Source organism: Vibrio variabilis (assembly GCF_003263785.1).
GTDB lineage: Bacteria > Pseudomonadota > Gammaproteobacteria > Enterobacterales > Vibrionaceae > Vibrio > Vibrio variabilis.
In genome coordinates this window covers 1-19,154 of the sequence record NZ_JYJK01000080.1, presented here as the reverse complement: position 1 = coordinate 19,154, position 19,154 = coordinate 1, and the positions used below count along the sequence as shown (strand labels likewise).

The 19,154-nt window shown below is 45.6% G+C and carries 16 protein-coding genes and 2 pseudogenes; 11 read left to right on the top strand and 7 right to left on the bottom strand.

What is annotated here, in order from left to right:
* Position 1 precedes the first annotated feature (1 nt).
* The 4 genes from TZ48_RS13685 to TZ48_RS13670 all read right to left on the bottom strand — a co-directional run bounded on the left by TZ48_RS13685 (position 2) and on the right by TZ48_RS13670 (position 3,672).
* A complete protein-coding gene (locus TZ48_RS13685) occupies positions 2–541 on the bottom strand; it encodes a heme NO-binding domain-containing protein (RefSeq protein ID WP_112479566.1) in 540 nt (179 codons plus the stop codon).
* 171 nt (positions 542–712) lie between these two features.
* On the bottom strand, positions 713–1,678 hold the full coding sequence (locus TZ48_RS13680; RefSeq protein ID WP_112479565.1) for a hypothetical protein: 966 nt from the start codon (positions 1,676–1,678) through the stop codon (positions 713–715).
* A 31-nt stretch (positions 1,679–1,709) separates the two neighbouring features.
* Positions 1,710–3,386 carry an EAL domain-containing protein gene (locus tag TZ48_RS13675; protein ID WP_162674583.1) on the bottom strand — a complete coding sequence of 559 codons (1,677 nt, stop codon included), beginning with the start codon at positions 3,384–3,386 and terminating at the stop codon, positions 1,710–1,712.
* A gap of 7 nt (positions 3,387–3,393) precedes the next feature.
* Positions 3,394–3,672, bottom strand: coding sequence for a hypothetical protein (locus TZ48_RS13670; protein ID WP_112479563.1), 279 nt, complete (start codon positions 3,670–3,672; stop codon positions 3,394–3,396).
* 164 nt (positions 3,673–3,836) lie between these two features.
* Between TZ48_RS13670 and TZ48_RS13665 the strand changes: the two genes are divergently transcribed.
* On the top strand, positions 3,837–4,184 hold the full coding sequence (locus TZ48_RS13665) for a hypothetical protein (RefSeq protein WP_112479562.1): 348 nt from the start codon (positions 3,837–3,839) through the stop codon (positions 4,182–4,184).
* Positions 4,185–4,304: 120 nt separating this feature from the next.
* The gene (locus TZ48_RS13660; RefSeq protein ID WP_112479561.1) at positions 4,305–4,724 is read left to right on the top strand and encodes a hypothetical protein; all 420 of its coding nucleotides are present in this window, start codon (positions 4,305–4,307) and stop codon (positions 4,722–4,724) included.
* 74 nt (positions 4,725–4,798) lie between these two features.
* Here the strand turns inward: TZ48_RS13660 and TZ48_RS13655 are convergent, their stop codons facing one another.
* Positions 4,799–5,671 carry a sigma-70 family RNA polymerase sigma factor gene (locus tag TZ48_RS13655; protein WP_112479560.1) on the bottom strand — a complete coding sequence of 291 codons (873 nt, stop codon included), beginning with the start codon at positions 5,669–5,671 and terminating at the stop codon, positions 4,799–4,801.
* 323 nt (positions 5,672–5,994) lie between these two features.
* On the opposite strand from TZ48_RS13655, the gene TZ48_RS13650 reads away from it, so the two are divergent.
* The 4 genes and pseudogenes from TZ48_RS13650 (at position 5,995) to TZ48_RS13635 (ending at position 9,881) form a co-directional block, all read left to right on the top strand.
* Positions 5,995–6,330: an Hpt domain-containing protein gene (locus tag TZ48_RS13650; RefSeq protein ID WP_112479559.1), complete on the top strand. Its 336-nt coding sequence runs from the start codon at positions 5,995–5,997 to the stop codon at positions 6,328–6,330.
* A gap of 15 nt (positions 6,331–6,345) precedes the next feature.
* Positions 6,346–6,939, top strand: a complete 594-nt coding sequence (locus TZ48_RS13645; protein WP_112479558.1) for a CoA pyrophosphatase — start codon at positions 6,346–6,348, stop codon at positions 6,937–6,939.
* 226 nt (positions 6,940–7,165) lie between these two features.
* Positions 7,166–8,415: pseudogene (locus TZ48_RS13640) on the top strand (aromatic amino acid transport family protein).
* A gap of 104 nt (positions 8,416–8,519) precedes the next feature.
* Positions 8,520–9,881 carry an L-serine ammonia-lyase gene (locus tag TZ48_RS13635; protein ID WP_042498194.1) on the top strand — a complete coding sequence of 454 codons (1,362 nt, stop codon included), beginning with the start codon at positions 8,520–8,522 and terminating at the stop codon, positions 9,879–9,881.
* A 63-nt stretch (positions 9,882–9,944) separates the two neighbouring features.
* Here the strand turns inward: TZ48_RS13635 and TZ48_RS13630 are convergent, their stop codons facing one another.
* Positions 9,945–11,156, bottom strand: a complete 1,212-nt coding sequence (locus TZ48_RS13630) for a mannosyltransferase family protein (protein ID WP_239670868.1) — start codon at positions 11,154–11,156, stop codon at positions 9,945–9,947.
* A complete protein-coding gene (locus tag TZ48_RS13625) occupies positions 11,153–11,740 on the bottom strand; it encodes a hypothetical protein (protein WP_112479557.1) in 588 nt (195 codons plus the stop codon). The genes TZ48_RS13630 and TZ48_RS13625 overlap by 4 nt, the downstream gene beginning before the upstream one ends.
* A gap of 289 nt (positions 11,741–12,029) precedes the next feature.
* Between TZ48_RS13625 and TZ48_RS13620 the strand changes: the two genes are divergently transcribed.
* From TZ48_RS13620 to TZ48_RS13600, 5 genes and pseudogenes are all read left to right on the top strand, one after another.
* Positions 12,030–13,649, top strand: a complete 1,620-nt coding sequence (locus TZ48_RS13620) for a methyl-accepting chemotaxis protein (RefSeq protein ID WP_112479556.1) — start codon at positions 12,030–12,032, stop codon at positions 13,647–13,649.
* A gap of 125 nt (positions 13,650–13,774) precedes the next feature.
* Complete coding sequence (gene asnS / locus TZ48_RS13615; protein WP_112479586.1) at positions 13,775–15,175, top strand: asparagine--tRNA ligase; 1,401 nt, start codon at positions 13,775–13,777, stop codon at positions 15,173–15,175.
* Positions 15,176–15,377: 202 nt separating this feature from the next.
* On the top strand, positions 15,378–15,686 hold the full coding sequence (locus tag TZ48_RS13610) for a hypothetical protein (protein WP_112479555.1): 309 nt from the start codon (positions 15,378–15,380) through the stop codon (positions 15,684–15,686).
* Positions 15,687–15,982: 296 nt separating this feature from the next.
* Positions 15,983–17,174 (top strand): annotated as a pseudogene (locus TZ48_RS13605) (amino acid aminotransferase).
* 99 nt (positions 17,175–17,273) lie between these two features.
* Positions 17,274–19,154 (top strand): putative nucleotidyltransferase substrate binding domain-containing protein (locus TZ48_RS13600; RefSeq protein WP_112479554.1); only part of this gene is annotated, 1,881 nt, incomplete at its 3' end.

Sequence of the window (19,154 nt, the reverse complement as noted above, 5' to 3'; positions counted from 1 at the left end):
GTTACACCAGAGATAGGCTAAATCTGACCGTACTGTTGTCGTCCGATTGCGGCGTCATCTCAACGTTGAGTTTTTCGCCAAAGTGTTCGGCACAACCTTCGATTAGCCCCAAGCAAACATGTGACATGCAACGAGCGCTTTGATAATCCATCACCATATCTGTCTCGGACTCACTAATAAAATGGAACTTGGGAGGCTCTGCGTCGGAATAAAGCTTCTTCACCTCGACATGGATATAGTCTTCCACGTGTCGGATGAACTGAAAAGTGGAGTTACTACTGCCAATGCTGGCACTTTCTGGAATAGAGGCAAGCAAAGTCTTAAACACCGTCTGTCCAAACACTTGTTGAAGTGTTTCCGGATCGATATTGGTTTTTTTACTCAAGTTGACAATAAGCTTAACCAAGTCTCGATGGTCATAGCTGCCAACCGCAGTATAAATGCCCTCGTCTCCAGACATCTCTAACACCTCATCCAGAACGTCCAAGCCAAATTTCTCTTCAACCAACTCCATGAATTCAGTAAAAATAATTCCTTTCATTCATCTTCTCCATGCTAGTGGAACGCCCGAGGTGGGTGTTTATTGTGACTCATTAAAGTATTAGGACAATTCTTAGTTGTTTTCCATATATTCTTAAATATCAACTAATAAGGACAAGAGAACTTTTTAGTATCGATATACTGGTACAAAGGAACGACGTAAGCTCTCACTTCAATACTCCGTATTCGTTTGTCGACTTTTTGGTTTCACCTGTAACTGTCTTGGCAGGTTTGCAACCGCAATCCCTGTTGCAATATGCTCTACGCCATCACAAATCGAGTATACAAAGCGCCTTGGATTGACTGATACGGCGTGGTCCTGCTTATAAACAAACGAACCATCCGCTTGTGGGACTAAGAACTGTTGATCATCCAGACAGAATACAGACTCTACAAAAGCGATGGGGCTCGACAATAAAGGGGTTACCTGTGTCAACACTTTCTGCTCAAAACACTTGGTATCGGGAGACAAGGATAGCCTAGAGGTAAACAAACTAGAGAAACGAGAGAAGTCCAAACAGATCATAACCTTGGTGATCTCGTCACTATCAACATTCTTGAATAAAAGCGTCAAGTGACACAGCTCTGATTTCGGAGCCAGTATTGTTTGCTTGGGGTAGACCAGCAAATACTTCGGAGTGACACTGAAGGTGTAACCCTCTTCTATGTCATCGACATCCAGCAAAGAGACCTTCACTTTATCCGATATTTCTCCGGATGCGTTTCGACACAAGCTGTCTATTGGAATCATGACGGTTCCATCACTGAGCATCGTATAGCCAGAAAGAGACGGGACTTGTCTGCGCAAGGATAAGTCACTCATATCTAAGCAAGGCAAATCTAGATGGTCAGGGATACTCAACACTTTATGTGAATCAATGGGGCAATAAACCTGAAACGCAACTTCGCCTACGGTGCATTTCAACACTAGCGTTTGCTCATCTTTTGATTGTTTGCGATACGCATAAAATCCATTACCAAAATCTTTAAACACCCCGCTGGGGCTCTCACATATCACCTGCTCTGGTTCAATAGACTTTAACTCTTTGGAGCAACTTTGCACAAACTCTCGCGTAAACACTAGCGTGCCACAAGCGAATTGTAGTAACAGTTGTCCGTGCCGTTCCCCACATTCCATAATGATCACCTAAAATCTAAACACGATAGCGTTAGTGGATATGTTCACTGCCGGCAAGAGTCTCTTGAATCTGCTTGGCAGTCATTGGTCTGTAGAAGAAATATCCTTGAATAAAATCCACATCTATTAGCTTGAGTGTTTCCAGTTCCTCAGCGCTCTCAACGCCCTCTGCAACCACTTTGATGTTTAAGTCATGGGACAGTTGTCTTAACATGTTAACCGCAAAAAATTTCTGCTTTATCTGATGAATATTCGTGATGAATTTACGGTCGATTTTTAGTTCATCAAAATGAAAATCGCTGAAGTAAGAGAACGATGAGTTGCCTGTACCAAAATCATCTACTGCAATTTTGACCCCTGAATCTCGAATGCGCTCCAACAGGTTAGAGTTGTTAATGTTCTTTTCGAAATAGGACGTTTCTGTAATCTCAATCGTGACATCATCATTCGCAACGGATGACTCATTGATATAGGTAAACAATTCTTGAAGATGGTGAGACTCAGTATCAGCAATTGAGCAATTTAGCGACAGCGCTAGCTTTTGCTCCACGACATTATCGAGCTGAACAAATGCTTTTATCGCCTTTTCAGCAACAATCATATCAATGGCATTGATCATCTTTAGCTCTTCAGCAAGATGGATCATTTCTTGAACACAATAGTCGACTTCTTCGATTTGGAAGCGGCATAAGGCTTCTAACTTCACAATCTGGTTGGTTTTAGTGTCCACAATCGGCTGAAAGTGAACATCTATTTGTTTATTCTGAACCGCTTCAATGAGTAGATTTTCCAGCTTTCTACGACGAATGCTCGCTTGCACCAGCACTTCATCGTAAAAATTCACGCTACTTGCTTGAGAGTCATGAACAAACATGGCTTGAACCGATTGCGAAATCACTTCGTCCATCGCACATTGATTGAAGCCATGCAACGCAACCCCAATTTGCCCATCAGAGATATCATTGATCAAATGATCATCCAGATACTTGCTCAAGCCCGTGAAAAACTGCTTAATACACATATTGATTGTGGTGACGTCTTCAACATCGTCTTCACGTATTCGAAGCAAGACAACAAATGTATTCCTGCCAATATAGCCAAAGCTATCGGCGTCATGAAACGACTGCAGTGCGGCATACACTTTTTGACGTGACTCCACTTCTAGCTCACTGTAAAAGCGAGGATGTAAACTCACGACGATGAACTTGCCTCCTTGAGAAGAAAGCTGCTTGGCGCTGTTTCTAAACGCTACTTCGTCCATCTCCTCCAAATTAGGAATATTGGTTACGTCTTGAGCCTTTTTCTTGGCTAGATTTCGATGTTCACCTAGAAAGCTGTAAATATAAAAGCAGTGCTCTTGCGCTACCTCAACGCGCTTTATATGAACCATCTCCAACATAGAGCGTGATTCTTTCGCATTGGTAATCATAGCGCCGCGCCATTTCACCTCACGCTCAATACGTTTTTGAAATGCTTCAATATGTCGCTTGTCACTATGGAACAGCCCTCCCTCACTAATACTGCGTCCCAATAGCGCAAGTGAGGATGTACCATGGTCTCGACACAACTTCTCGTTGGTAAACAGCACTCGGTGTTTATCATCGGTGATCATAACCCCTCTGGCAGGATCATCCAGCACATGCTCCAAAAGCTCAGTACAGGCAATTTTAGAAAGCGTGTGTGACAATACTTGCACACTGCCTTTCACCAAATTATCAAATAACCAAAAAGATTTCAAACTTCACCACAATCATCTCACCGCCGGTCGTCTCGAGTGGAATTGGGACAGCGGCTGGGGCACCGTCAAATTGGACGTCGCGAATCAAAGTGAGTATGTGGTTGATACTGTCAATAGACGGCGGATTGATATGAGAATGACGGGTGTCAAAGTTCATAACCCTCTGCCAAAACTCGCCTTTTGACACTTCAGTAGTAATGTCATGAAGGTGTTCTGACCAGAACAGTTTCTTCGCTTCAGCCTGCTTTCCTAGCATGTCGATCTCTCTTTGAATTATTAGCCAACTGAGGTGCTTATGAGTTTCCCTATCGCACCAAAACAAGCTAGAAGAAACAAATTCAAATTCAAGTTGATATTTACTTGAATGCAGTGCAATGCGTTCTAGGTTATTGTCATGTTATTGCGTAGCGGAGGGGCACGATGGATTACGTGTATGTCGATGACCTATATGACGATGTGTATCGTACCCCACCACCTGTCGATAAAGTGCTTCAGCGTGGTGATGTACCCGAAGAAGAGTTTGAAATTCGTGAAGTTCTTGACTGCTGGTATCAAGCTGGCTTTGTTCCATTTGTCGAAGATCAACTGGAGCAATTTAACTTTTGGCAACGAGTAGACGAGTTTAAGCGGTTAACCAAAACACTCACCCTGCTGATACGATGTCGGGCGTACCAAAGCGCAGTGAAACGTATTACCTCACAATGGCGCTCAGAATCACTAGAGTTTCGCTATGTTCAGTACTTACTGTATAAAGTGAGCCACCCATAAAGCATTACTTTTACTACGGATTTAAACCTTTCTGTCATTAGCACTAATATTTAAACTATCAATAGTGTTTTTACCGTACGTATGATATTTTGCTAACGTGTTCTTTTTATAAGTTCTATTATGTACAAATACGTTAAAGACAAACTCGATCACAGCTATACTCAGGCAGTGCCAACTGGCCAGGCTCTGAGTGAGAATGAGATACCACAGGAAGAAATTGAGATCAGAGAAATGGTCGAAGCCTGGTATGTCAGTGGCTATCGCCCGTTAGTTGGGGAAGATCCTCTATTTGAGCAGCATTGCTGCGCTCAATCTTTGGCGAATATTGAAGGAAACTGGGACTCACAATCACAACAACGAAAAACAACCAGACTGCAACGCCTTGAACAGACACTGGCTGAAATTTGTCGTCATCGTGTATATTTCGCTGCCCTTACTCGCTTTTTATCGGGTTTACAGGACTGTTCAGTCAAACAACGGCTAACAGAGATACTGTCAGTGGCCAAAGCGTCACAATCAAAGCCAAGGCTGCATCACTAGTGTCACCTACTAGCAAGTAGCAACTAGCAACTAGCAACTAGCAACTAGCAACTAGCAACTAGCAAAAAAGTTACTCATCTCATTACCCAGCCATCAAATTTGAGCTTGCCCTGAAGCTTAGTCACTCCCTCTTGCTGTAGTTGGCGCACTCTCTCTTTAGAAAGCCCATACATTTCACCTAGGCAGTCTAACGTCAGTACTTCTTTACCAAACAGCCCAAAGCGATGAATCACAATATCTCTATATTTGTCCGGTAGTGATAGAACCACTTTTTCCAAACTTTTCAGAAGCTTTTCATCATGACAAGTATCGTACGGTTCGGGAATAGCCTCGGAGCGACACGTATCTAGACTCTGAAACTCCTTGTCTGTGATATCGACTGAAGCGCTTGATTCGATAAATCCACTCATGTGAATCAGTTCACTCACGTGTTGCTGTGAATTCGAGGTTTGCTCAGCAATCTCTTTGACAGACGGCGCTCTTTTTAGAGCCGAGCGCATCTCATTAGTTTGACGCGACAATCGATTGATTTCCTTGATCACATGAACTGGCAGGCGTACCGTTCTTCCAGTATTCATCAAAGAAGACTCAATACTTTCGCGTATCCACCACACGGCGTAGGTACTGAAGCGGAAGCCTTTTTCAGGTTCAAACTTATCGATAGCTTTGATCAAGCCTAAGTTACCTTCCTCGATCAGATCGAGAATAGTGTGATTGTTTAATCCGCGCTTTGTGTAACCTCTCGCAATTTTGACCACAAGACGAAGATTGGACTCAATGAGTACATCCCTCGCTGCCATATCCCCGCGTCTGGCTAGCGTTGCGTAATGGTATTCTTGTTCCGGTGTCAGCAAATCAATACCTACGACATCTTGGATATACTTGGAGTAAAAATCTACGTTGCTGTCCAAGTCGTCAGTTTTTGCGTTTTCGATCCTAGTAGTCATGGCAATCTCCATATCTGTCTGCAACCTCGCCAACTCTATAGATAATTATTAGTTTTGAACCTTTGAGGTGCGTCGCATGATCAAGAGTAGTCGCGTTTATGCTATGCATCAAAATTTACTTCATACTGACTAGCTAATTGGTGATCGAATTAATACCAAAGTCGTAGATTGACGGCGATTACAAAGATCAAGTTTAGATCTTCATGATGGGCAGTTTTTCATTTCTAATAAACTATACTATTGTTGTTAAGTAACTGAGTTTGTGACTGAAATGAAACAAACTCGGTCAGGAAAAACGATAAACAGCATAAAAGGACAGCAGGATGATAGATTTCGACGTACTTCGCAGCTATATGGACAATGACGAGGACATCATCGCAGCCGTATTTATGGCATTCATGGAAGAACATGAAAACGGTGCAGACAAAATACAATCACTCTATAACGAGCAGAATTGGAGTGAACTGTTTATCACCGCCCACTCTCTCAAAGGCATTCTAGCAAGCTTTGGCGAGACTAAAGCAGTAGAGAAGCTCGAAGCTATTGAGACTTCGACGCGCGCCGGAGAGGCACCGCAATCGGCAGACATTCAGTTTGTGATTCAAGAATTAGGTGTCATCAAAAACCAAATCAACGAATACTTGGCATCAATGGTGTAGCTGGCGACGAGTAGTATGACTAAATCTGAGTTCCTATCGCGCTTTCAACTGCAACAAACCGAGGACTACCATAAAGAGACTAAACTACGAACCGCAAATATTGATAAAAGTTCTTTGCGTGAGGCCAGTGTATTAATAGGACTCGTCGAACGTGAAGCCAAGCTTCACGTCATCCTTACCAAACGTGCCAGTCATTTAAAGCACCACCCCGGGCAAATTAGCTTTCCTGGCGGTAAGGTCGAGCCTAGTGATCAAAGCCCAACCATAACAGCACTTCGAGAGACAGAAGAAGAGATAGGGATAAGTAGTCATCATATTTCCGTGATTGGCTATCTTCCCAAGCTCGTTACTGTCACGGCGTTCAACGTAACACCAGTACTCGCGTTTGTTGAACCTAAGTACCAACCAAGAATTGATACCAACGAAGTCGACTACTTATTTGAGGTACCGTTAGAGTTTCTTGCCTCTCCAACCAACCTTTCTTCTGTGGGTTTTCAAATTCGCGGGCAGCACCACCGCGTTTTGTCTATTCCTTATAAAGAACACTTTATTTGGGGTGTAACAGCACAGATCATCGAAAACCTACAGACTCAGCTTTTGCTAAGTTAAAGAAAAGTAATAAGCCAAACGTTTGCCCAAAAGTGGCATTAGTTTTACTAATGCCAACTATCAAACCTGCTAATCAGTAGCACGAAAAAAACGTGACTAAACCTGCAAAATATAGCCCCAATGAATAAGCCAACGCAAACCATGACCTAGATCTAGTTTTTGGCTGCAATTTACGTGCAATATTGCGCCCGACTTATTTCCTGTTCCCAAAAAATGAGTATTAACTATGACTACCACAACTACTGCGGCAGCGAGCCGCGCCACATCTAAGTGGACCTACAAAGATTTCACGTGGGCACTTTCTCTTTTCGGTACAGCCGTTGGTGCTGGCGTACTTTTCCTTCCTATTAAAGCGGGTGCTGGCGGCTTCTGGCCATTAGTAATCCTAGCCCTAATTGCAGCACCAATGACATGGTTTGCGCACAAGAGCTTAGCGCGCTTCGTCCTTTCTGCTAAAAACCCAGATGCGGATATCACTGACACCGTTGAAGAACACTTTGGTAAAGCGGGTGCAAACCTTATTACTTTCGCTTACTTTTTTGCCATTTACCCGATTGTTCTCATCTACGGTGTTGGTATCACAAATACTGTGGATTCGTTCCTAGTAAACCAAATGGGCATGGAGTCTATTCCACGCTGGTTGCTATCTGGCTGTCTAATCGGTGCTATGACATGTGGCGTTGTATTCGGTAAAGAGTTGATGCTAAAAGCGACGTCTGCAATGGTCTACCCATTAGTATTCATCCTGTTAGCTCTGTCTGTTTACCTAATTCCAGACTGGAACACTTCAATGATGAATGTAAGCCTGACTGGGGTTCAATGCCTGCTGTTATCTGGCTTGCTATTCCTATCATCGTATTCTCATTCAACCACAGCCCAATCATTTCTCAGTTCTCTAAAGAGCAACGTCGCGTATACGGTGACGACGCGGTTAAGAAAACAGACATGATCACTGGCGGTGCAGCGATGATGTTGATGGGCTTTGTTATGTTCTTCGTATTCTCGGTAGTGCTATCTCTATCTCCAGAGCAGCTAGCCATTGCACAAGAGCAAAACATCTCTGTACTGTCTTACCTTGCTAACGTTCACGAGTCACCACTTATCTCTATCCTTGGCCCTGTTGTTGCTTTCGCAGCGATTACTTCTAGCTACTTTGGTCACTTCCTTGGTGCTCACGAAGGTCTAGTCGGTCTTGGTAAATCTCGCTCTAAAGCGCCAATCGGTAAAATTGAGAAAGCGTCTCTAGTGTTCATCGTAGTCACCACTTGGATCGTCGCTATCATCAACCCAAGCATCCTTGGCATGATTGAAACCATGGGCGCTCCAATGATTGCAGCTATCCTATTCCTGATGCCTATATACGCAATGAAGAAAGTGCCAGCGATGGCGAAGTACAAAACTTCTGCACCTGTACAAATCTTTACAGCAATCTGTGGTGTTGCAGCGATTACTTCGGTAATCTACGGCGCTTTTTAATTGACGCTGTCAATTGAACATCTCGATTAAACCGTATCTCGATACACAATAACGATAATTTAAGCCCCTATCACGGTTAGGGGCTTTTCTAGAGGCAAATCAGTATGATCAGTGTTTTTGATATCTACAAAATTGGTGTTGGTCCTTCAAGCTCACACACCGTTGGTCCGATGAAAGCCGGTAAAGAGTTCATCGACGACCTACGTACCATGGGCAAGCTAAGAGACATCACCAAGATCACTGTAGATGTTTATGGATCACTATCACTGACAGGGAAAGGTCACCACACAGATATCGCTATCATCATGGGTTTGGCGGGTAACTCGCCAGAAAAAGTCGACATCGACTCTATCCCGGGATTTATTGCACGCGTAGAGGAGACAGAACGTCTTCCGGTTGGTATGCATTGCCATACGGTTTCCTTCCCTCGTGAGGGCGGAATGAACTTTCATTCAACCAACCTAGAGCTGCATGAAAACGGTATGCAGATCCACGCGTGGATCGATGAAGAGCTCGCTTATTCGAAAACGTACTACTCGATTGGCGGTGGTTTCATCGTAGACGAGGAAAACTTTGGCAAAGAAGAAGTCTCTGCTCTCAAAGCACCTTATGAGTTCAACTCTGCTGAGGAGCTGGTTAACCTATGTAAAGACAACGGTCTTTCTATTAGCACACTCGTAATGGCAAATGAGCACGCGGTTCATTCTGATGAAGAGACGCGCACTTACTTTGCGAACATCTGGCGTACCATGCGTGAGTGTATGGAACGTGGTATGAATACAGAAGGTATTCTGCCAGGTCCTCTACGCGTTCCACGCCGTGCTGCAGCGCTTCGTCAGCAATTGATCACGTCAGAGAAAACCACAACCGATCCAATGTCAGTTGTAGACTGGGTTAACATGTTTGCGTTTGCGGTAAACGAAGAGAACGCAGCTGGCGGCCGAGTGGTTACCGCACCAACGAACGGTGCATGCGGTATCATTCCAGCGGTTCTGGCTTACTATGACAAGTTCATTCAAACCGTCACAGAGAAAGATTACATCCGCTTCTTCGCTGCCTCTGGCGCAATCGGCGGCCTGTACAAGCAAAATGCGTCTATCTCTGGTGCTGAAGTTGGCTGCCAAGGTGAAGTTGGCGTAGCATGTTCAATGGCTGCTGCTGGTCTTGCTGAGCTTATGGGTGGCAGTCCAGAGCAAGTTTGTATGGCGGCTGAAATCGCAATGGAACATAACCTAGGTTTGACTTGTGACCCAGTTGCAGGTCAAGTACAAGTGCCATGTATCGAGCGTAATGGTATCGCTGCTGTAAAAGCGATCAACTCGACACGTATGGCTCTTCGCCGCGCTTCTGCCCCACGTGTTTCACTCGATAAAGTGATTGAAACCATGCTAGAGACAGGCAAAGACATGAACGCGAAATATCGTGAAACGTCGCAAGGCGGTCTAGCGATTAAAGTGGTTTGTTAATAGGCCTGCAGATCGCTCAATAATATAAATGCCGAAACCTAAACAGTTTCGGCATTTTTGCCTCTATACGGTAAAGAACACGTTGGAATAGAAACCAATAGCAACAAAGGTTGAGATAGCCGCACCTGTCAATAAGGTTGGCATTCGCGCTTTTGGATAGCGTTCAAGCAGGAGCATGATTGCCAGGTAGGTTGGATACAAGCCAAAAATATAACGAGGCATTGCATTGACACCCGATGACAGCGGGATCAATAGATTGATCAGCATAAACGCGGCTTCTGCATAGCGTTTTTTCACGAAAAGGTAAGTATTGAGTGCGAATCCTATGAGCGATACCAGCACCAAATAGAGCTTTGCTCCTCCGGTTTTCACACCATAAACCAACCACTCAATTGGATTACTGAACTCCCTACCCCAAGCAATCTGGATATGCCCAAAGGCCAAGGCATCCCCCATGTGAAAATGCAAGTAAGCCATATAGCTAAAAAAGCCCAAAGGAATCAACCAAACTGCGCCGATCACCGAGAGCACATTGTTCTTTAGCCGATAGAAACTGCTCGCTCCATAAGCCTGAAAGCCCATTATCACTACTGAAAACACTAACATAACACCCAAGTTTCGAGTGATGGCCGCGACCAACCCAAGCACGCCCACTGCCCACCAATTTTGTCGATAGCAGGCAAGAAAGACGCCACTGATAAGCGCGATATAAAGCGGCTCTGAGTAGCCTGACATGGCATAAACCGCATAAGGAGAAAAGCACAGTAGCCAAATTGCGATGTCTTGCATCTCCTCACTAAAGCTTAACTGCTTTAGTGCTTTCAGGAATACAACCACACTGAGCACAAATGTCAGGTTAGAAACCAACACAAGCGCGAGATTAGTGTCTCCCACTAGCAGTGCCATCAGCTTGCCCAACAAAGGTGACACTGGCATAAACGCCCAGTTAGCCGCATTGCCGCCTTTCATATAAGAAGGGAGCAGTGCATAGCCATCATCGGCAATGCGTTGAAACCACATACAATCAAAACGGCATACCTGCTGCCATATATCGATATTGGCAACCGTTTCTGGGTTATACGCATGCGTGCCAATCAGTCCTAGTGCATAGAAAACCGTGCGACTGAGCAAAACCGCTACCATTAGGGTTATCCATTGCTGCTTAGAAAGCATCAAGCTTGGTAACGAGTTATCAACGTGCCGTGTCTTTCCCTGCAATTCGGTCGACTCGGTCATGTTCTGTGGATCTGTGACAGTCTGTGTAGTCATACTCATTGCACCGTCTCCGTAATCGTCACCTGTCTTATATTCAAACTGGCGTCAGTTTCAAATTGCAGCTGTTGAATTGGCTGAGCGCGCAAAAAAACACTTGCCGGTAACGTCGTTTCTAGTGAATTGATTTCCAATGGCATCAACATGACCTTTCTGCCTTGGTTCGCTGAAATATATACAGGCTCAGTAATCGATTGATTAAGCGAAAGTTTAATTCGAACAGGGCTATGCGGCGTTTTTTTGAAGTTAAAGTAGAGGCTCGCATCATGCACCAACTCTCTCCCCTCTCCCTTAGGTAAAGGCTCCCAACCTTGGCGACTCAAAAATGGCGATGGTTCTGCTACATTAATCGTGCCCTTTTCAGGCCAAAGGAGATCCATATTCTCTTTGCCCCAATAGCGCGTTTTCTTTTCAATGTAATAAGTCTGGTAAGCCGTGGACACATTCGGATGCGCGGCGAGATACAAGACCCATGAATAGTACAAAGAAAGCACAATAAAAAGCGCCAAGACCAATGGTCGAAACGCCTGAGCTTTCACCTTGGAGAAGCTATTGTTTGCAGATAATTCAGTAGTTTGTGAAAACATGCTGGATAAAGTTCAATGACATCAAACCTCATTTTTACGCCTGACAACACACTACCCTGTCAGATTTGAGTCAAGAACTGATGAAGTTTCGATGACCTGGTGATAGTAAACCGGCTACGATTCACAGGTGTGATGGTACGACCACGTTTGGAGGGTGATTTCTCAATTTTGAAGCAGTTTGCACTAAAAACCATGAGCTTTTCGAGGTTTTGCCACAAATCCACTTTTCCACCAAGCATTTGTTAACTTAATATTCACCCTGTCAGCCCATACAGTTAACAATATAATTATGCGACTTACTATAACAAATAAACTTCTACTCGCACTTATCTTGGTTTTTGGCACCGTCGTTGTCATTTCAACCACTTATCAATACAACCAGCAACGTAACCTCATCTATTCGGTACTCAGCGAACAGCTAGAGGATAAAGCCAGTAACTATTTCGATAGTTTGAATATGATGATGCTTACCGGAACCATGGCGCAAAAAGAGACGTTAAGAGGCAAAGCACTCGCTCAAGAGAACATCGAGAATGTCCGAGTGCTTCGTGGTGATGCGGTGAGCAAGCTCTATGGCCCAGGTTTAGACAATCAAGCCGCGCTTGACGATATCGACAAGCGCGCTCTCCTTGGAGAAACCGTGTTAGAGCCATTTAAGGCAGAATGGGGGCAAGGTCTCGTCGTTGCATTGCCAATGAAAGCCAGCGAGAACTACCGCGGCACCAACTGTATTGCTTGCCACATGTCTAAAGAAGGTGAAGTGCTGGGCGCAATTCGAATTGAGTACAATCTCAGTCATGTAAACAGCATGATCAACAAGCGCACCGCGATTGCCGTTGCCATCATGGCCGCCATTGCGTTTATCGGCTACCTCGCGACCATTTTCATTGCAAGACGCTTTATCGTGGGTCCGGTGCAGACTACATCGAAATTTATGACTCGAGTAAGTGGAAGCAAAGATCTCTCCATTCGTTTAGACGGTAAGCAAAACGATGAAGTTGGTGATCTGACTAATGATATCAACGACTTCCTAGATACTGTTTCACATAGCCTAGTTAAAGTGCAGTCGACCGCTCAAACCGTCAGTGGCAATGCCGACAAGCTTACTGACATCGCGCAAAATAATGAGTCTACTGCCAAGCGTCAGCTTAACGAGACTGCTGCGGTAGAAGCCAACATGCAAATGCTAAAAGAACAGCAGGCAACGGTCAGTGAAGCCACACAGCGCGCCTCCCAATTGATGCAAGAGACGTGTGAACTCACCCGACTAAGCAGCGTGGAAGCGAAAAATGCCAGCGATGACATAGAATCGTTGGTACAAGACATTACCCAAGTCTCCACGCACATCTCTGAGCTCAATGAGCAAACGGAACAAGTCTCTGCGATCCTATCCACCATTAAAGGCATTGCTGACCAAACGAATCTGTTGGCGCTCAACGCTGCCATTGAAGCAGCACGTGCGGGTGAGCAAGGCCGAGGCTTTGCCGTTGTCGCCGATGAAGTTCGCTCCCTTGCCAGTCGAACGACTGAAGCGACCAACGATATTGAAACCATTATTGCCAAGTTTCAACAAGGCAGCAGTTTCTCTGTTAACGCGGTCAATCAAGTGTCCGACACTGCCCATCAGCGTGCTGATGAAGTGCAAGCCCTCGCTCGCAAAATGCAGACCGTAGTGTCGCAAATTGAATCCACGACAGAGCTTGCCAGCCAAGTGCAGGATCAGATCCAAGCCAACCGCCAAACCAGTGAAAGTGTCGGTGAAAAAACCGCCATCATCACAGAGCACGCCAACGAAACATCCAGCAGCGCAACCCAAACGCATCAAATCAGCATGGACTTACAGCAGCTTTCTCATCAGCTGGAGACATTACTTAATCAATTTATGCTTAATAACCACAATAAAGGTTGAACCGTGAAAATTGACAGGTAATATGTCCCTTTGAAAAGAAATTTAGTAGCAACCCAATGAGTTGACTAATTATTGGTCGAATATCATTGGGTTGTATTGTTACCTCCATGGAGATGATTAATAACATGACTTACGCGCCTGTAACTGACGTACTAAGCGGTAAGCTAGCGGTAGACAGTGAAGTAACTGTTCGCGGCTGGATCCGTTCGCGTCGTGATTCCAAAGCTGGAATCTCTTTCCTTGCCATCTACGACGGCTCTTGTTTCGACCCGATTCAGGCCGTGGTCCCAAATAATCTTAATAATTACGAAGAAGAAGTCCTAAAACTGACGACTGGTTGTTCAGTGGAAGTGACGGGCAAAATCGTAGAATCTCCAGCGAAAGGTCAAGACTTTGAGCTTGCAGCGACTGACGTTAAAGTGGTTGGCTGGGTTGAAGACGCAGAGACTTACCCAATGGCTAAGACTCGTCACTCAATCGAGTACCTACGTGAAGTAGCACACCTTCGTCCACGCACTAACGTGATCGGTGCGGTTGCGCGTGTTCGTAACTGTCTATCTCAAGCGATTCACCGCTTCTACCACGAGCAAGGTTTCTTCTGGACTTCTGCGCCACTTATCACAGCGTCTGACGCTGAAGGTGCTGGCGAAATGTTCCGTGTGTCTACTCTAGACCTTGAGAACCTGCCTCGCACTGAAAAAGGCGACGTAGACTTCAACGAAGACTTCTTCGGTAAAGAGACATTCCTAACCGTATCTGGCCAGCTGAACGCTGAAGCTTACGCGTGTGCACTAAGCAAGGTTTACACCTTTGGTCCGACGTTCCGTGCAGAAAACTCAAACACCAGCCGCCACCTAGCGGAGTTCTGGATGGTTGAGCCTGAAGTGGCATTCGCAGACCTAGAAGATGTGGCTAAACTAGCTGAAGACATGCTTAAGTACGTATTTAAAGCAGTACTGGCAGAGCGTCGTGATGATCTTGAGTTCTTTGCTCAGCGCATCGACAAGCAAGCAATCACTCGCCTAGAGCAGTTCGTAGATGCTGACTTTGCACAAGTTGACTACACTGACGCCATCCAAATCCTTCTAGATTCTGGTCGTGAGTTCGAATTCCCTGTTGAGTGGGGTATCGATATGTCTTCTGAGCACGAGCGTTACCTAGCGGAAGAGCACTTCAAAGCGCCAGTTATCGTTAAGAACTACCCGAAAGACATCAAGGCATTCTACATGCGCTTGAACGATGACGGTAAAACAGTTGCGGCGATGGACGTACTAGCACCAGGCATCGGTGAAATCATCGGTGGTGCACAGCGCGAAGAGCGTCTAGACATCCTAGATGACCGTATGCGCGCGATGAACATCGACCCAGAGCACATGAACTGGTACCGCGACCTACGTCGTTACGGCACAGTACCTCACGCAGGCTTCGGTCTTGGCTTTGAGCGTCTAGTGTCTTACGTAACAGGTATGGGCAACGTTCGTGACGTTATCCCATTCCCACGTACACCACGTAGCGCGAACTTCTAAGCCGTTCGCGAAATAGCAGTTTCGCGAATCAGGATTTTCAAAGGCCACCTTACCGGTGGCCTTTTTTATTGCTCAACATACCCTTTTCAAGTCTCGATTAATGCGCGCTTAGTTTTCGTTTTCGACGCAGTTTTCCAATTGGTAAACCATCAAAATCGCACTACATTTAGATTAAAGAAAAACGACAAAATGAGGTGTTTTGATGGGCAAGTTTACACAGAACGATATCCAATACTCCGGTGAAAGTAACGGCGTACATAAATGGGAGTCCACGAGCGGCCAGCCTTACTATTGGCACCCAGATTGGCTACATGTTGCAGAAGACGAAACTGGCTTACATCCCAAACAAGATCTTGCTGTTGGCAGCAGTGAAGAGGCAACTAAAGAGCATGCAGCGAGCGCAATCCTCAAGCACCTCAATGATTGGGCGAAAAGTCAGTTCGAGAAAAATCCCGATATCGAAACTCAGGCTGTAGAGTCCGAGCACCAATTAAAAGGCCACGACGACTAACCCGCTATCACTAACGTGTCTGGCTCTAAGGTTGGCAGATACTGCCAACCCCATTCATCAGCGTATGACACGTTAGTGACATCTTTCTCCCCATATGTTGGTGATAAACCCATACCTTTTCATACACAAACACCTAATTAGTGCCCTTTTCTGTTTCAAATCAAAATAATTTTCTGTTTTCTTCTTTAATGTGGTTGTCAGGTATAGCCTTCAAAGGTATAAATAGGCTGTTGTCACCAAGTAACCGTTTCGTTACCAATGGTTTTTCGCCCCTTCAATTAACATGGATGAAGAATATGTTTGAGAAAGTTGTTGCAGCACCCGCTGATCCTATCCTCGGTCTAACAGAAGAGTTTAAAAAAGACGCTCGCGCTGAAAAGATCAACCTAGGTGTTGGTATCTACAAGAATGAGCAAGGTGAAACTCCTGTTCTAGCGACCGTAAAGAAAGCGGAAGCAGCACTTTTAGAAACAGAGAAAACCAAGTCTTACCTAACGATTGAAGGTACAGCTGAATACGGTCTAGCGGTACAAAAACAGCTGTTCGGTGCAGATGCTGAAATCGTAGTTGAAAAACGTGCAAAAACAGCTCAAGCTCCAGGTGGTACTGGTGCGCTACGTGTTGCGGGCGAATTCATCAAGCGCCAACTTGGCGACGTGAAAATCTGGATCAGTAACCCAACGTGGGCTAACCACAACGGCGTATTCAGCGCTGCAGGTATCGAAACTGCGCAATACCGTTACTACGATGCGGAAAGCAAAGACAAAGATTTCGCTGGCATGGTTGCTGACCTAGAGCAAGCATCTGCAGGCGACATCGTTCTACTACACGGCTGCTGCCACAACCCAACAGGCATCGACCCAACAACTGACGAGTGGGAGCAACTAGCCAAGCTTGTCGCAGACAAAAGGTCTTATCCCTCTATTTGACTTCGCATACCAAGGTTTTGCAAAAGGCGTAGAAGAAGATGCACAAGGTCTACGTACCTTTGCTAAGTACAACACAGAAATTCTAGTCGCGAGCTCGTTCTCGAAAAACTTCGGTCTATACAACGAGCGTGTGGGTGCATTCACACTGGTTGCGGCATCAGAAGAGATCGCAACGACGGCGTTCTCTCAAGTTAAGAGCATCATTCGCTCTATCTACTCTAACCCACCAGCACACGGCTCAGCGGTTGTGACTTACATCCTTAACGATGCTGAACTACGCGCAGAATGGGAGCAAGAAGTAGCAGAAATGCGTGACCGTATCCAAGATATGCGCGAGCTGTTTGTTGAAACACTAAAAGCAGAAGGCGTTGATGCTGACTTTAGCTTTATCGAGCGCCAAAACGGCATGTTCTCTTTCTCTGGTCTAAGCAAAGAGCAAGTGAACCGTCTAAAAGAAGAGTTTGCTATCTACATCGTTGGTTCTGGCCGTATCAGTGTTGCGGGCATGACCAAATCAAATATGGGACCACTGTGTAAAGGTATCGCTGCGGTACTTTAATGCCCCAATATCAAAATATTAACTCAAAGGTCAGCGCAAGCTGACCTTTTTGGTTTCAGCGTGTAGTATTAACAGATACTCCATTTGATAAGGCTCGTCATGGACGCTGAACTGATTGAAATCCAGAACTTTCTGGCCTCTCATCCCCCTTTCGATGAACTTCCCGAAGAAACGCTGATACACGTCTCACAGCAAATTGAGATTGGCTACTATCGTGAAGACACGCCCATCATTCATTTTGGCGACGATATTCAAGATCTGTACATGGTGCGCAGCGGCGTCGTCGAGATCTATCGCCGTAAAGGTGAGCTGTATAACCGAATTGATGAAGGCGATCTGTTTGGTCAGATGGGTCTCCTTACCAATAACAAAGTACGCTTCCCCGCTAAAGCCGTAGAAGACACCTTAGTGTACTGTATTCCGGCTGAAGTCTTTCAGGAGCTTTATGATGGTTTTGATACCTTCGCTGACTTTGTAGAAGTAGAAGATACGGTTAGATTACGCCAAACTGTCTCAAACAACGAAAACACCAACGATCTCACCACTTCCAAGGTTCGAACCCTACTGACTCGTGACGCGCCCACTATTGAACGCAGTAGTAGCATCCAGAATGCTGCTCGCGTTATGGCGGATGAACAGGTGTCATCACTACTTATTATCGACCCTGAAATCGTCGAAAGTGATGAAGATGACTCCTCTCCTGTGGTCGGTATTATTACCGATAGAGACTTGTGTACACGCGTTCTAGCGGAAAACCTAGATCCACAGGATGAAGTCTCCAGCGTCATGTCCACGGACGTGATTTCTCTGGATCACAACGCGTATGTGTACGAAGCGATGCTCACCATGCTTCGTTACAACGTCCATCATCTCCCGGTACTTAAAAACAAAAAACCGTTGGGGATCATCGAAACCACCGATATCGTTCGTTACGAATCGCAGAACTCGCTACTGCTAGTAAGCAGTATCTTCCAGCAACAGTCCATTGAAGAACTCAAAGCCCTGTCTGAACAGGTTCGCGACAGTTTTGTGCGCTTGGTGAATGAAGATGCCAACGCCCACATGGTTGGCACCGCGATGTCGGTGATCGGACGAAGCTTCAAACAGCGCATCATTGAACTCGCAGAAGAAGAGTTAGGCCAAGCGCCAATCCCATACTGCTTCTTAGCTCTAGGCTCCATGGGACGCGATGAGCAGCTATTGGTGACCGATCAAGACAACGCTATTATTCTTGATGACAGCTATGACAAAGCTAAGCACGGTAAGTACTTTGAAGCCTTCTCTAAGTTTATCTGCGATGGCTTAGCCGATTGTGGCTACACCTACTGCACCGGCGATATCATGGCCACGAATCCAGAGTGGCGAATGACCCGCAAAGAGTGGGAAGCCTGCTTTGCTGATTGGATTGACGATCCCAACCCGAAAGCGCTACTCAATGCCTCCATCTTCTTCGACTTAGATGGTGTATACGGCAAACTCAAATGGGCTGAGCAGCTCAATGGTTTTATTGTCAGACGCGCGAGACGCAACAATCGCTTCCTAGCCTGCTTGGCTCGCAATGCACTAAACCGCAAACCGCCTCTTGGCTTCTTTAAAGACTTTGTGATGGAGAAAGATGGCCGTCATAACAACTCAATCAACCTTAAACGACGTGGCACGGCACCTTTGGTGGATCTTATCCGTGTACACGCCCTCGCCGTTGGCTCCCGCTCTACTAACTCATTTGAGCGACTTGATGACATCCACGAAGCGGGGATTTTACCGAAAGGTCGCGCGCGGGATCTTAAAGATGCCCTCGAATTTATCTCAATGGTTCGAATCTCTCACCAAGCGCTCGACGTCGAGCAAGGCATCGAGCCAGACAACAACGTTGAGCCAGAGAATTTGTCAGACTTTGAAAGACGCAACCTGAAAGATGCGTTCCAAATTTTAAGTAACGGTCAGAACTTCCTGAAGTTCCGCTACCAAGCCAGTAATAAC

Excerpts from the sequence above, each read along its gene's own strand:
- TZ48_RS13685 (WP_112479566.1), bottom strand. The coding sequence starts at position 541 with ATGAAAGGAATTATTTTTACTGAATTCATGGAGTTGGTTGAAGAGAAA.
- TZ48_RS13680 (WP_112479565.1), bottom strand. The coding sequence starts at position 1,678 with ATGGAATGTGGGGAACGGCACGGACAACTGTTACTACAATTCGCTTGT.
- TZ48_RS13670 (WP_112479563.1), bottom strand. The coding sequence starts at position 3,672 with ATGCTAGGAAAGCAGGCTGAAGCGAAGAAACTGTTCTGGTCAGAACAC.
- TZ48_RS13665 (WP_112479562.1), top strand. The coding sequence starts at position 3,837 with ATGGATTACGTGTATGTCGATGACCTATATGACGATGTGTATCGTACC.
- TZ48_RS13660 (WP_112479561.1), top strand. The coding sequence starts at position 4,305 with ATGTACAAATACGTTAAAGACAAACTCGATCACAGCTATACTCAGGCA.
- TZ48_RS13655 (WP_112479560.1), bottom strand. The coding sequence starts at position 5,671 with ATGACTACTAGGATCGAAAACGCAAAAACTGACGACTTGGACAGCAAC.
- TZ48_RS13650 (WP_112479559.1), top strand. The coding sequence starts at position 5,995 with ATGATAGATTTCGACGTACTTCGCAGCTATATGGACAATGACGAGGAC.
- TZ48_RS13645 (WP_112479558.1), top strand. The coding sequence starts at position 6,346 with ATGACTAAATCTGAGTTCCTATCGCGCTTTCAACTGCAACAAACCGAG.
- TZ48_RS13635 (WP_042498194.1), top strand. The coding sequence starts at position 8,520 with ATGATCAGTGTTTTTGATATCTACAAAATTGGTGTTGGTCCTTCAAGC.
- TZ48_RS13630 (WP_239670868.1), bottom strand. The coding sequence starts at position 11,156 with ATGAGTATGACTACACAGACTGTCACAGATCCACAGAACATGACCGAG.
- TZ48_RS13625 (WP_112479557.1), bottom strand. The coding sequence starts at position 11,740 with ATGTTTTCACAAACTACTGAATTATCTGCAAACAATAGCTTCTCCAAG.
- TZ48_RS13620 (WP_112479556.1), top strand. The coding sequence starts at position 12,030 with ATGCGACTTACTATAACAAATAAACTTCTACTCGCACTTATCTTGGTT.
- asnS (WP_112479586.1), top strand. The coding sequence starts at position 13,775 with ATGACTTACGCGCCTGTAACTGACGTACTAAGCGGTAAGCTAGCGGTA.
- TZ48_RS13610 (WP_112479555.1), top strand. The coding sequence starts at position 15,378 with ATGGGCAAGTTTACACAGAACGATATCCAATACTCCGGTGAAAGTAAC.